Origin of the sequence: Catenuloplanes niger (assembly GCF_031458255.1) — a bacterium.
Lineage (GTDB): Bacteria > Actinomycetota > Actinomycetes > Mycobacteriales > Micromonosporaceae > Catenuloplanes > Catenuloplanes niger.
On record NZ_JAVDYC010000001.1, the window covers coordinates 9683271 to 9697296 of the forward strand.

At 72.3% G+C, this 14026-nt stretch carries 8 protein-coding genes; 5 read left to right on the forward strand and 3 right to left on the reverse strand.

Annotated features, from left to right (window positions below; all coding sequences use genetic code 11):
• Positions 1-2: 2 nt before the first annotated feature.
• Both J2S44_RS42585 and J2S44_RS42590 read right to left on the reverse strand, forming a co-directional pair.
• Positions 3-515: a RipA family octameric membrane protein gene (locus J2S44_RS42585; RefSeq protein WP_310429340.1), complete on the reverse strand. Its 513-nt coding sequence runs from the start codon at positions 513-515 to the stop codon at positions 3-5.
• Positions 512-1024 (reverse strand): toll/interleukin-1 receptor domain-containing protein, encoded by a 513-nt coding sequence (locus tag J2S44_RS42590; protein ID WP_310429342.1) that lies wholly within the window; start codon positions 1022-1024, stop codon positions 512-514. The genes J2S44_RS42585 and J2S44_RS42590 overlap by 4 nt, the downstream gene beginning before the upstream one ends.
• A gap of 48 nt (positions 1025-1072) precedes the next feature.
• Here J2S44_RS42590 and J2S44_RS42595 point away from each other — a divergent pair, with 48 nt between their 5' ends.
• Positions 1073-2659 (forward strand): Hsp70 family protein, encoded by a 1587-nt coding sequence (locus J2S44_RS42595; protein WP_310429344.1) that lies wholly within the window; start codon positions 1073-1075, stop codon positions 2657-2659.
• Here J2S44_RS42595 and J2S44_RS42600 read toward each other — a convergent pair.
• Positions 2654-7909 (reverse strand): tetratricopeptide repeat protein, encoded by a 5256-nt coding sequence (locus J2S44_RS42600; protein WP_310429346.1) that lies wholly within the window; start codon positions 7907-7909, stop codon positions 2654-2656. The two genes, J2S44_RS42595 and J2S44_RS42600, sit on opposite strands and share 6 nt — an antisense overlap.
• 178 nt (positions 7910-8087) lie before the next feature.
• On the opposite strand from J2S44_RS42600, the gene J2S44_RS42605 reads away from it, so the two are divergent.
• Genes J2S44_RS42605 through J2S44_RS42620 form a run of 4 tightly spaced genes read left to right on the forward strand, consistent with a single transcriptional unit; the run spans position 8088 to position 14024 of the window.
• Positions 8088-8606 carry a molecular chaperone GrpE gene (locus tag J2S44_RS42605; protein WP_310429348.1) on the forward strand — a complete coding sequence of 173 codons (519 nt, stop codon included), beginning with the start codon at positions 8088-8090 and terminating at the stop codon, positions 8604-8606.
• Positions 8607-8608: 2 nt separating this feature from the next.
• A complete protein-coding gene (locus J2S44_RS42610) occupies positions 8609-10198 on the forward strand; it encodes an Hsp70 family protein (RefSeq protein ID WP_310429350.1) in 1590 nt (529 codons plus the stop codon).
• A gap of 5 nt (positions 10199-10203) precedes the next feature.
• Positions 10204-12834, forward strand: a complete 2631-nt coding sequence (locus J2S44_RS42615; protein ID WP_310429352.1) for a SaeA-related protein — start codon at positions 10204-10206, stop codon at positions 12832-12834.
• Positions 12831-14024, forward strand: coding sequence for a TRAFAC clade GTPase domain-containing protein (locus J2S44_RS42620; RefSeq protein WP_310429354.1), 1194 nt, complete (start codon positions 12831-12833; stop codon positions 14022-14024). The genes J2S44_RS42615 and J2S44_RS42620 overlap by 4 nt, the downstream gene beginning before the upstream one ends.
• Positions 14025-14026 lie beyond the last annotated feature (2 nt).

The following is a 14026-nucleotide window of genomic DNA, read 5'->3' on the forward strand; positions in this document are numbered from 1 at the left end:
GGTCACCCCACGACCACGACGACGAAGGCCGCCACGTAGGCGGCCGCGAACGTCGCCGGGATCCACTGCTCCAGGAACGTGAGCGGCAGGTGCCGGGATGCCGGCCGCTCGGCGGCCCACAGCGGTGAGGCCGGCAGACGCTGCTCGAGCACGCCGATGACCAGATACTTCGCCGCGTTGAGCCGACGGTACGACTGCAGGAGCGTGAACCAGGCCACGCACTGCAGCAGCAGAACAGAGAGCGGAATGAGGAGTGACACCGCCGGTGCGCCGGCGACCGTCCGGCCGAAGACTCCGGCGACCGTCACGACCAGTGTGTTGAGCGTCAGGAAGTAGGTGTTGGCGAGACCGCGCCGGGCACTGGTGCGGTCGGCCATCTCGACACACAGCTTGTACTGCTCCAGCACCGCAGCGTGGTACTTCTCCCCGGTGGTGTAGTCCCCGGTGCGGATGTCGGTCCAGACGGCGGTCCGGATCCGGACCGGCACGGCCGTCCGGCGGTCACCGCGGATCACCTCGAGGCACCGGGAAACGGCGGCCGGCGGCGCGGCCGTCGGCCGTGGATCGCCGCCGTCAGCCCGTCGACCAGCGTGCGCTCCGCGGCTTGCGGACCGAGGCCGAGCAGGTCGATGTACACGATCGGACCGAACAGCCCCTCCGGCTCGCAGTCCTTCACCCGCACCGGCACCACCCGGCGGAAGGCGCCGTTCGGGTCGGTCCGCCACGCGGCGTGCAGCTCCGCGGCGCCGAACGAGGAGGCCTTCAGGTACGCATCGGAGAACACGGCGACGAACCGATCCGCCCGCCGCAGCCCGTCCTGCACCATCGCCACCCAGTTGGTGCCGGCCACGAACTGGGTGCCCTGATACAGCGCCGTACACGGATCGCCCGCCACGTTGCGCACCTCGGGCACCAGTGCGTCGATCCAGTCCGCCCATTCCCGGTCGGAATCCGTGAAGCTGATGAAGAAATCGTACCGATCGAGACCGCCGCCGTCTGTGGTCGTGGGCATGTCGGCCAGCATATTCTCTCCGTACACGGAATACCGTCCTCCGAGCGGAGAGAGGGACACGTGACCACCTACGGAATTGATCTCGGTACCACCTACTCGTGCATAGCGCGAGTGGATGCGGAGGGCTCACCTGTCATTCTTCCCAATGCGATCGATCAGGAACTGACGCCGTCGGTGGTCTATTTCGCGTCGCGGTACCAGGTGAAGGTCGGAGAGGAGGCGAAGGACGCCGCGAAGACCGACCCCGAACGGGTGGTCAGTCTGATCAAGCGGCACATGGGCAGCGACACGGAACTGGAGTTCGACGGTGTCACGTACACCCCGGAGAGCGTGTCCGCGTTCATCATCCGGGACCTGGCCCGCCAGGCGGGCGGCGAGAGCGTACGGGACGTCGTCATCACGGTCCCCGCGTACTTCGGCGTGTCGGAGCGGCGCGCGACGCAGCTCGCCGGCGAGATCGCCAAGCTGAACGTGGTGAGCCTGGTGCCGGAGCCGGTCGCGGCGGCGCTGTACTACGGCGCGCTGCACGAGGGCGAGGACCGCACGATTCTGGTGTACGACCTGGGCGGCGGCACCTTCGACACCACCGTGATCCGCCTGGAGGGCGGTGACGTGACGGTCGTCTGCACGGACGGCGACCACCAGCTCGGCGGCGCGGACTGGGACGCCCGGATCGTGGACCACCTCAGCGAGTGCTTCATGTCCGAGTACCCGGACTCCGGCGCCGGGGACAGCGAGGAGTTCCTGCAACAGCTCGGGCTGCAGGCGGAGGCCCTGAAGAAGTCGCTGTCGACCCGGATCTCGGTGCGGGCCCCGATCCGGTTCGACGGCCGGACGCTGCCGGCCGACCTGACCCGGGAGACGTTCGAGGAGATCACCGCGGACCTGCTGGCCCGCACGATCGACATCACCCGCCGTACGTTGGCCACCGCCGACCGGACGCCCGACGCGGTGCTGCTGGTCGGCGGCTCGACGCACATGCCCGCGGTCACCCGGGCGCTGCGGTCCGCCTTCGGATTCACGCCGCAGTTGCACGATCCGCACCTGGCCGTGGCCAAGGGCGCCGCCATGTTCGCGCTCCAGGAGACGATCCGGGTGCGGCTGCCGGAGACGGACGAACAGGGCACCGACGACCCCGGCGCGATCCGCAAGGTCGCGGCGGACCTGGGGGTGGCACCGACCGCGGTCCGCGCCTGGCAGGGACGCAAGGTGACCATCGTGGTGCCGCGGGCGTTCGGCGTCGGTGTGGTGGCCCGGGACACCGACCCGAAGGACCACAAGCTGGAGGTCAGCCACGTGTTGATGCCGAACACGCCGCTGCCGTCCGACCGGGTCACCCGGCAGTACCAGACGGCGGTCACGAACCAGACCAGCATCCTGGTCCCGATCTATGAGCAGGCCGGCACCGAGGTCTCACACCTGCTGGACGCGAACCGGAAGATCGGTGAGGGCACGATCAGCCGGCTCCCGCCGCTGCCGAAGGGCTCTCCGATCGACATCACCTTCTCGATGACCGAGGGCGGGCTGCTGACCGTGACGGCCGTGGAGCTGGTCACCGGCCAGGAGGTCCACATCGAGGTGCAGATCGGCGGGCTGGACGACAAGCGGGTGCGGGAGGCGACCGAGGCGGTGGACCGGCTGTCATGACCGGACGGCGCGCCGGGCCAGCCGGTGCGGCCCGACGGCAAGCGGCACTCCGGCGGCGGGCGAGTGCCGCGAGCCGAGTTGCCGCAGGACCTGCTCGATCGGTGGGTCCGGGTCCCGCCGTGCCGTACCGGCGAAGGACTGCTCCCCGTCGACCGCGCCGGCCCGGCGCAGCCAGCGAAGGTCGCGCCAGCGGGACTCGGCGACGGTGATGTCCGCGCGACCGCCCGTCCCGTCGCGAAGTGCCAGGGCGGCGCGGGCGCTGCGTTCGTCGCCCAGCGTCTCCGCGTGGTCGGCGGAGACGGTCAGCCACCGGCGGCCCTCGTCGATGTCGCCGACGGCCAGGCAGGCACGCCCGAGGTGCCGTTCGTCGTGCATGGCGCCCAGGCGGTCGCCGGTGCGGACGGCGATGTCGTGCGCGCTCCGCAGGTGTGCGAGCGCGCCCCGGCCCACCGTGGCGTGTGCCAGCGAGCGGTGGCAGTCCGCGGTCAGCGAACGCGGTGGTGTCTCGACGGCCTCGGCGGCCGACAGCGCCTCAGCCAGCGGTCCGGCGCCGTCCACGGCCTGCTCCCCCGCGGCCAGCAGCGCGACCACCCGCAGCGGCGAGTCCGGCAGCCGGGCCGCCGTCACACCGGCCTGAGCGGCCCACTCGGCCAGCCCGTCCTCGTCCGCCGCCCGGATCGCCATGTGGCACAGATGGACCAGGCACCAGGCGGCGGTCGCCGGCTCATATCGAGCGTAGAACCGGTGTGCGGCGGACAGGTCCGCGATCGCGCCCGCCGCGTCGTCCCGGCGGGCGCGACATCGGCCTCGGCGGCGGCGCACCTCCGCGACCAGATCCGGGTCGGTCGCCGGATCGGGCAGCTCCAGGGCCCGGGCGAAGTGCGCCTCCGCCTGCTCGGGCCGGTCGGCGCTCACGGCCAGGTCGGCCAGGTGCAGACGGGCGGTCGTCGCCGTCCGGACGTGTCCGCCGGCCTGCGCCGACCGGACCGCCTCCCGCAGCGACGGCACGGCCTGTTCGGTCCGCCCGTCCCGGCGGGCCAGCATGGCCAGGGAGATCCAGGCGAGCGCCTCGACCCGGTGGTTACGCCCGTCCCGGGCCCGCCCGATCACCAGCCCGAGCCACTCCTCCGCGGCCCGCGGACGCCGGGCCCGCGCGTCGATACCGGCGAGCAGCAGCGCACCGGCGAGCCACACCGCCTCGTCACCGGCCGACTCCGCCTCGTCGAGCGCGGTGCCGAGCTCGCGGCGGGCGCGGTCCGCATGCCCCGCACGGTCGTGCAGCTCACCCCGGTAGAGATGACCGGCCGCGATCAGACCGCGGTTGCCGAGCCGCCGGGCGATCGCGTCCGCCGCACCGAGGTTGGCCTCCGCGGCGTCGGCCGGGTCCTCCGGTCCGATCTCGCCGAGGATCCGGCCGAGCTGTTGTTCCGCGACCGCCTCGAGCACCGGGTCCGACAGTTGGTTCGCCAGCTCGGCGAGATCGCGATAGAGGTCGGCGGCCTCCTCCAGGCGCCCGATCTGGAACAGCACGTCGGCGAACAGCCGATGGCACTGCGCTCGCAGGAACAGATCCCGGTCCTGGTACGCCGCGGCCATCGCCCGTTTCAGATGATCGACGGCCAGGCGTGGCGCGCCGCGCAGGAGCCGGATCGCACCGGTCTGCAACGCGGACGTCGCGATCAGCCGCTGGATCTCCGCCCGGTACGTGGCCGTCTCCGCCGCCGCGAGGTCGTGCGCATCGGCCCGCTCGGTGTCACCGGCGGCACGCGCCAGCCGGGCGAGATCGCGTTCGCCGTCGACCGGACCGGCCCGCTCATGCAGTTCCTGGGCGATGTCGAGCGCTCCCGAACTCCACCGCCACGCCTCACCGTCCTCACGCGCCAGATCCATCGCGCCGCACAACTGGTAGCAGGAGGCGAGCACGGCCAGCGCGGCGGAACTGTCCCGGACCGCCGGATCGCCGCAGCACCGGATCGCCCGCCGGTAGTACTCCTCCGCGCCGGCCACGTCGGCGCGCAGTCGAGCGACCGATCCCAGCTCGCGAAGGCTGGTCGCCTGCGCCACCGGGTCGCCGGCGGACTCCGCGTGGGCCAGGCAGGTCCGGTGGTGACGTTCCGCGTCGTCGTACCGGCCGTGCCGCATGGCTATCACGCCGAGCTGGTGCGTGAAGTGCCAGGTTTCCGGGTGATCCGGCCGCAGCAGCGCGATCGTGTCCGTGCAGACGATCTGCTCCTGGTGCAGGAGACCGTGGGAGTGCAGCACCGTGCACCACTGTGCGGCCACCGTGACCAGCTGGTCGAGATCGCCGCACAGCAGGCAGTGTTGCCACGCCTCGGCGAGGTCGACGAGGCGGTGCTCGGCGGTGTGCGCATGCAGCCCCGCCCACCAGCGGTGGTAGGCGGCGGCCCGCCGGTGGGCCCGGCGGGTGGCCACCGGGTCCCAGTCGGCCAGCGAGGCGGCGGTCCACCGGTGCACGATCCATACGGGAGCGCCGTCCGGTTCTCGCTCCTCGGTGAGCAGGCCGAGCGCGACGAGTTCCGCGCGGGCGTCGTCGAGCCAGGGCAGGTCCGGTGGTCGGCTGCCCGCGGCAAGGTCGCGGTGGATCTCCTCGATCCCGGGTAGCTCGACGTCGGCCAGCGTGGCTTCGTCGTCGGCGCGCCGCACCTCGTGCAGCGCGCGGTACCACCTGCGCAGGCGGGCCGTACGCTCCGGGGTGGGCGCCACCGGGTCGCTGACCGCCCAGCTCAGGCCGCGTCGATCGACCGGGACGCGGAACACCGCGGCGGCGAACAACAGTTCGCGGGCGCGGGGCGACGACTCGGCGAGACGGTTGACGATCCGATCCAGCAGGACCTCACCGCTGATGTCGGCGACCGTCGCGGCGAGCGCGGTGCCGAGATCGGCTCCGCGGGCCGTCAGCCATCGCTCGGGATCGTCGATCCCACGTTTCTCGAGGCTCCGGGTCATCCGCTCGACGGCATCCGGGAAGGTCCGGCCGTGCCCGGAGGCGCGGCCCAACGTGAGCAGCGCATCGAGATACTCGAACGCGCGTGGATGGCCGCCGAGATAGCCGTAGGCGCGGTCCTGCTCGGCCGGGGTCAGCGCGGCGACCGCCGGGAGCCGCCAGATCAGTTTGCCGATCTCCGCGCGCGACAGCGGTCCCAGCCGCCAGTTGCGCAGCGCCGGATGCGTCATGCCGAGCGCGTCGGCGCGCGGCGCGGTGATGATGATCCGCAGCCCGTCCCGCACCCGCAGCCACGCGCGCAGAAAACGGCGGAGTTCATCATCCGCCTCCCGGTCGGTGACGGGGTCGTCGAGCAGCAGCAGGACGGTCCGCCCATGGGCCCGCAGCTCGTCGACGAGCAGGTCCAGCCGGTCGGGCCAGTCCACGTCCGGGTCGGTCAGGCGCCGTGACAGCGAGCCGGCGCCGTCCTGGTCGGAGACGTGCGACCGCAGGCGGCGCGCGACGGCGGTCAGCAGCTCGTCCGGGGTGGCCCGGCCGGGCCAGGGCACCGGGATCACGTTCCCGGCGTCCGCCATCATCCAGGCCAGCTGGCCGGCGAGATGGCTCTTGCCGATCCCGCCGATGCCGTGCAGCAGCACGCCGCGGGCCGGGCCGTCGTTCCGCAGTTCCCGCAGCAGCCCGCGCAGGTCGGTACGGCGACCGACGAAGTCACCGCTGCTCAGGTCCGCGGATCCGGCGGCATGCCGTACCGCCGGGGTGGGCCTCGGCACCGGTGCGCGAGTGACCGGGTCGTACAGCGCGGTGGACCTGACCCGGGTGAACAGCGCCGGGACGTGCCACTCCGGTGGCCGGGTGCCGGAACGCTCGAGTTCCAGCGTCCGGCGCAGGTCGGACAGGAGCGGCAGTGGATCGCTCCCCGCCGTGCCGGCCAGTCCGCCGTACAGCCGGGAGAGCAGCTCGGTGGCGTAGTCGTCGGTCACCGGTGCCGTCATGGCCAGGACGGCCGGCACGCCGTGCCGCAGCAGCGTGGCCGCGTACCCCGGCAGGTTCTCGGCCCCGGTGACCGCGGTGGAGCAGCCGGCCAGCACGACCAGTGGCGGAGTACGGTCGGCGACCAGTGCCTCCTCGGCGAACCGCACGGCGTCCACCGGGTCCACGCCACCGTCCGCGGTCTCCAGCAGCAGCGTGCCGGGCCGTGCGTGGCAGGAGACGTGCACGACGTGGAAGCGTTCCTCGGACAGCGCCGACCGGATCGCCGCGAGCGATCCCCAGTTGAGTACGCGCACGTGGGCGTCGCCGGCGCGGGCCGCCCGGACCCGGGTCAGGACGCTGCTCAGCTCGTACTCGTAGTCGAGCGGGACGGAGGTCCCGCCGTCCGGCGCGGCGATCACCACCAGGATGCGCAGCGGTCCCGGGATGTCCGGCGCCGGGGTGACACCCAGATCGGTGATCCGGAACGGGCGCACCCGCGGGTGCAGCCCGACCGGTCGCCCGGCACCGGGCGGCAGCACGGCCTCCCACGGCAGGCCGGCGATCCAGTCCTCGCGGGTCTCGACGCCGATCGCCAGCGACTGGTTGCGCAGCCCGGTCACCGTGAGCAGCTCGGTGAGCGCCCGCCCGGCCGGCCCCGGCAGGAAGGCCCGGCCGAGCCCGACGCCGAGCCGGTGCAGCGCGCCGGCCCGGTCCCGGCCGGACGGGCCGCCGCGCGCGTTCTCCCCGACCAGTTGCCGCATGATCTGCCGGACGGATCCGGCGGGCCGGTCGATGATCTCGGCGCCGTTCGGCAGGACGAGCGCGGTCTCGGTGGCGGAGACCCGCAGGCGGACCGTGAACGGGCCCTCCACCGCCCGGTCGACGCCGGGCCGGCCGCTCGCCCACCGAGGCACCGGAGCACCGCGCAGCGCGTCCGCCACCGCGCTCACGCAGGCCTCGTAGCGTTCGTCGGTGTCGGCGCCGGTGAAGTCGACCGGCCGGAACGCGCGGAGCAGCTCGGTCATCGGGGCGCCGGGATGCAGGATGACCGGGATGAGCGGCAGGTCGCCGCGCAACGCGCGCAGGATCAGCGCCGGGTACTCGTGAATGGTGTCCGTCGCGGCCTCACCGAGCACCATGACAGCCGACCGGCACTCGGCGAGCGCGACGTCGATCTCCCGGGGCGCGACCTGGCCGGGCACCAGGTCCCACGGCCGGTGGAACACCTCGACCTCGGCCTGTTCCAACGCGGCCGCGAGCGCACCGGCCCGCTCCAGATCGGAATCGCCGCACGCGACGTACACCTTCGGCACATTTCCGATCATGTCAGCGGTGGCACGCCGGAGAATCGCATGGAGGAACCTCATTAACTGGCCGTTTTCGGTATGGATACCGGCTACCGATCCACGTTATCGTGACGAACGGCTCCGCAATTCATGATCGATATTCCGTCCATGCGCAGACGCGCAATGCCCGGAAAGGGGCCGGCACATGACCGTACCCGCGGAATCTGATTTTGATCGTGACAGCACCCTTCGGTCGATTGACGACAGTCTTCGCGCTTTCCATGATCGGTCATCCCACCGGGAATCGGTGATCGACCGGTTGCACGAGGAGAACCAAGTGCTGCGGCACGGATTGCGCCGCACGATCCTGCAGCCACTCGTCACGGATCTGGCGAGACTCCATGACCGGCTCACCGACCAGGCCGTCCGGCTCGCCGCCGAACCCGGCCGGGAGGCCGACCAGGCCCTGTTCGCCGGCTTCGCGGACGACGTGGCGATGACGTTGGAGCGATGTGGGTTCTCGATCGTCACGGCCGAGCCGGGTGAGGCGTACGAGCGCGGCCGTCACCTCGCGGCGGGCTTCGCCGACCGCCCCGGCAAACCGGACACGGTGGCGGAGATGCTCTCGGCCGGTCTGGTGGAGCAGGAGAGCGGACGGTTCCAGCGGCCCATCCGGGTGCGGTTGCATCGCGCCGCGCCCGACGGTCAGACAGACGAGGAGTGAGCGTGGCGGTCTTCGGCATCGACCTCGGCACGACGTACTCGTGCATCGCCATGGTGGACGACACCGGTCGCCCGGTCATCATCAAGAACCTGATCGGCGCGGACACCACACCGTCGGTGGTGTTCTTCGAGACCGACACCAACGTGGTGGTCGGCCAGGAGGCGAAGAACTCCGCCCGCCTCTACCCGGACCAGGTCGTCTCGTTGATCAAACGGCGGATGGGTGAGGACGTCGAGCTGGACTTCCACGGCGAGCGGCACACGCCGGTGACCGTGTCCGCCCTCATCCTGCGCGAACTGGCGCATGCCGCCGGCGAGGTCGCGCACGTGCCGGTCGAGGACGTGGTGATCACGGTCCCGGCGTACTTCGGGCTGAAGGAACGCGAGGCCACCCGCGCGGCCGGCACCGCGGCCGGGCTGACCGTGCTCAACGTGGTGCCGGAGCCGGTCGCGGCCGCACTCCACTACGAGACGATCGGCGGAGACCGGGAACGCACGATCCTCGTCTACGACCTCGGTGGCGGCACGTTCGACACCACCGTCATCCGGCTGTCCGGGCAGGAGATCAAGGTCGTCTGCACGGACGGCGACCACCATCTCGGCGGCGCGGACTGGGACGACCGGATATCCGCGCTGCTCCTCAGACGTTTCCTGGAGGAGCACCCGGGCAGCGCGGCGGAGCACGACGAGGAGTTCCTGCAGGAGCTGGCGAACGGCGCGGAGGACGTCAAACGGGCACTCAGCAGTCTGGAGAAGCGACCGTTCAACATGCGCTTCGGCAGTCAGACCTGCCGAATCGAGATCGCCCGGGACCTGTTCCAGAGCAGCACCGCCGACCTGCTGGAGCGTACCGCCGAGATCACCGGTCGCACGGTGGACGCGGCGAAGGCCGCCGGGGTGACGGGTTTCGACGCGGTGCTGTTGGTCGGTGGCTCGACCCGGATGCCCGCCGTACAGGAGATGCTGCGCTCCCGGTTCGGATTCGCACCGCTGTTGCACGATCCGGACCTCGCGGTGGCGAAGGGCGCGGCGCTGTACGCGCTGATCGAGTCGGTCCGGATCTCGGTACCGGACCGGGACGAGGCCCGGCTGGCGGACGCGGCGGCGAAGGCGGGCGTCGACACGGAGACCGTGCGCGCCGCCGCCGTCAAGAAGGTCACCGCCGTCGTCCCGCGCGCGTTCGGTGTCAAGGTCCTGGACGAGTCCAGCCCGGACGGTTACTTCGTCGATCATCTGTTGCGGGCCAACACGGCGCTGCCGGCCACACCACCGGTCCAGACGTACGGCACCTCCGTCGCGAACCAGCGGGCGATCGCCATCGAGATCTGGGAGCAGGCCGGCGCCGTCGAGTCGGCCCGGCTGCCGGACAACGAGAAGATCGGTGAGGGCGTCATCGACCGGCTCCCGCCGCTGCCGGTCAACTCGCCCATCGAGGTCACCTTCCAGATGGACGAGATGGGCACGCTGCGGGTGCACGCCGTGGAGCTGCGCACCGGTCAGGAGGTCGCGTTCGAGCTGAACATCACCGGGCTCACCCCGGAGAAGCAGCAGGAGAACATCACGACCGTCGCCAAGTACCACGTGAGCGCCTGAGGGCCATGGCATCCGACGCGTGGGACCACTACAAGACCGAGGTACTCGCCCCCGCGCGCCAGGCGGGCAACGTCCCGCCGCGCGACCTCTTCGTCCGATACGCGATGAGCGGCGCGCACCGGACCGGGGACCGGTTCGAGGAACGAATCACCGAGACCGTCCGGTACTGGCGGAAACTCGCGGTGAGCACGAAGGTCTACAAGCCACTCGCCGAGGCGCTGCTCGCCGCGCACGAGCAGCTACGCCGCGACGGTGCGCTCACCGTCGCGGCCTTCACCGCCCGGGTCGAGGAGGAGCGGAGCCGGGCCGACGCCACGCTGGAGGCCTGGGTCACCGGCATCGCGGCCGGCATCCCGTACGTGACCCGGGCCGCCGTCGCTCACCTGGTCGAACTGACCGGAGGCATCACCGGCGAAGCGGAGGTGCGGGCAAAGCTGTCCGCGGGCGGGGTCCGGGTCATCGATCCGGACTGGGACGTGCCGGGCGCCGCGCCGGTCGGCACCGCCGGCGCGCTCGGCCCCAGTCTCAAGCTGCTCGGCCACCGGCTCAGTGTGCAGGCCGTGTTCACGCCGGAGCAGCTGGCCGGCGGGTTCCGGCTCAAGGACGGGTTCCGTCTGGTCGGCGGCGACGGCAGCCGGCTGACCCGGCGGGCGGTCGAGAAGGCGAAGGCGGAGCTGGCCACGCGGAGCCGCGACTCGCGGCTGACCGCGGCGGACACGGTGCTCACCATGCTCCTCAACGCCGAGGCCGCCGGCGCACTCGACCGGCTGGTGCTGTGGGAGGTCGTGCAGTCGATCCGCTCCACGCTGGCCGGCGGTATGCCTCCGCGGGTCGCGGCGGACATGGCGGCCGCGCTGGGCCTCGACCGGGAGGAGGCACTCGAGCTCACCGTGGCGGTCGCCGGTGGGCCGGGCGCGGCGGCCGATCCGGCGGACGACGGCGCCCTGATCACCGCCGCGCTCGCCGGGCAACGGTTACGGGAAGCGGAGGCGTTACTCGCCGGGCTTGCTGACGATGCGGCCACGGCCGACGTCCGGGCCCGGGTCCGTCAGCTGGCGGAGCAGGTGGCGACGCTGGACGCGCGAGCCACCGAGGCCGAACGGGACGGCCGTCCGGAGGAGGCGGCGCGGCTGCTGGCCGACGCGGTGCGGCTGGCCGCCGACGACGAGGGACTGACCGGGCGCCTCGCCCGGATCCCGCCACCGCCACCGGGTGCGGTGCGCGCCGGCCCGGACGGCGACCGGGTGACGATCAGCTGGACACACAGTGCCGCCGAGTCCGGCGAGATCACATATCGGGTGATCCGAACCGGCGGGCGGGCGGCGATCGGGCCGGACGACGGCGACCAGGTCGCCGGCACCGTCGCGAACCACGCCGTCGACCCGGCACCACCGGTCGCCTCGAGTCTGGTCTACACCGTCTTCGCGCAGCGCGGCGCCGCGGTCTCCGCGGGGACGGCGGCACCCCCGGTCCGCGTGCTGCCGCCGGTGTCCGGGTTCGAGCTGACCGGCACCGAACGGCGGGTGACCGGCACCTGGCAGCTTCCGCCCGCCGCTGTGGACGTGGTCGTGATGCGGCGCACCGACGGCGCGGAGACCGTCGTCGCGCACCGGCCCGGCGCGGTGACCGCGTTCGCCGACGACGACGTGCGGCTCGGCGCCGCGTACGAATACCGCGTCACGCCGGTGTACCCGGACCCGGACACCGGCCGCGTCGAAGGTCCGTCCGTCATCTGCCGGGTGGTCGTCGAACCGGCCCCGGAACCGGTCACCGACCTGACCGTGGACGTCGTGACCGGTACGGGGACGCCCCGGACCCGGCTGACCTGGACCGTGCCGCCCGCCGGCCGGGTGGAGATCCGCCAGGCCGCCGCCGAGCCGCCGTGGCCACCCGGGACCGTCGTCTCCGCGCGTGACGTGGACGGCCACGGCCAGGCGTGCGGTGTGGTGCCGTCGATCACGCCGGACGGTCGCGCCGAGGCCGTACTGCCCGCGGTGCAGGGCCGGTCGGTGCTGACCGCGGTCACCCGGGGCCAGGGCCGGGCGGTGATCGGCACCTCCGTACCGGTGGAGCTCAGCGCCGTGGTCCGCGGCCTCCGGCTGCGGCGGCAGTGGGACACGGTCCTGGTCGGATGGATCTGGCCGGACGGGATACAGGAGGCGCGGCTGGAGTGGTCCACGCCCGACGGGGGCGGCGAACTGTCGTGCAGCCGCCGCGCGTTCCTGGACGACGGCGGCGTCCGGCTACCGGTCGGCCCGCGCCCGGTCACCGTCTCGGTCCGCACGGTGGTCCGGCAGCGGCACACGGAGACGGTGTCCCCGGCGGTGGCCGGCAGCGTGCCGGCACGGCCGCCACGTGTGCGGTGGGCGCTGCGGGCGGCCGGACGCTGGCCGGTTCCGCGGCGGGTCCTGCTCCGGCTCCGCAGCGATCAAGCCTGTCAACTCCCGGAGCTGGTGCTGTCGGTGGGCGCCCGGGAACTGGGTCGCGTCCGTGCCCGACCGCTTCCGGCGGAGCAGGACCTGGACGAGGACGTGACCGCGCTGGTCCCGCCCGATGCGGTGAACACGGCGACATGCACGCTCGCGGAGCCGGATGCCGTGCTCCTCGAACCGGACAGGAGACGACCCCGATCGTGACGGATCCACACTGCCCGTACTGCTACCGGCCGGTCCCGAGTTCGCCGATGACGTTCCGCTGCTCGGGCCGTCCCGGCCCCAACGGACGACGGTGCGAGACCCGCATCGACTCGCTGCTCGCCGCGCACACCGGTGACACCGAACCGCGGTACCCCGCGTTCACGGTCCGGTCGGGACGGCGCAATCCGGTCTGCCCGATCTGCGGCGAGGTGACCTTCCAGCGGCTCTGCGGCTCCTGCCACAGCCAACTGCCGGCCCAGTTCGGTGACGCGCGCACCCACCTGATCGCGCTGGTCGGGGCGAAGGAGAGCGGCAAGTCCGTCTACATGACCGTGCTGCTGCACGAGTTGCACCATCGGGTCGGCAAACAGTTCGGCCTCGCGGTGATGGGGGCGGACGAGTACACCAAGAACACCTTCCGTGCCGAGTACGAGAACTTTCTCTACGACGACGGCCGGCTGATCGGCGCGACCCGGCCAGCCACCGCTCAGGGCGTGAGCCGGCCGTTCGTCTTCAGCGTCGCGCTGGAACGACGACGGTGGTTCGGCCGGCCCCAGCTCGACCGCAGTCTCTTCTCGTTCTTCGACACGGCCGGCGAGGACCTGCGCTCCGCGGAGAGCGTGGAACGCAACGTGCGATACCTGGTCGCGGCGGACGGCATCCTGCTGATGCTCGACCCGCTGCAGATGCGCGGCGCCCGCCCGCTGGCCGAGACCGGCACGCTGTTGCCCCAGCAGCCGGCGCCGGAGGACCACCCGGACAGCGTGCTCGGCCGGATCACCGAGCTGCTCCAGAGCGCGCTGCGGACCGGCCGTCGCGGTCGGATCCGGAAACCGATCGCGCTGGTGTTCTCGAAGATGGACGCGCTGTTCGGCACGCTCCCGGAAGAGAATGTCCTGCTCCGGGACGCGCCGCACGACCGGCCGGTCTTCGACGAGGCCGACAGTCGCGCCGTCGATCACGAGGTCCGGCAACTGCTCGACCGATGGCACAGCGGCGGCATGATCGCGAATCTGGACAAGAACTTCGCGCGGTACCGCTTCTTCTCCGTGTCCGCGCTCGGCGGCAGCCCGGTCGCCGACGACGGTGCACACCGGGTGTCGGAGTACGGGGTGCAGCCCCGCCGGGTGCCGGACCCGTTCCTCTGGTTGCTCAGCGAGTTCGGCACGATCCCGAAGACCGAGCCGTAGGA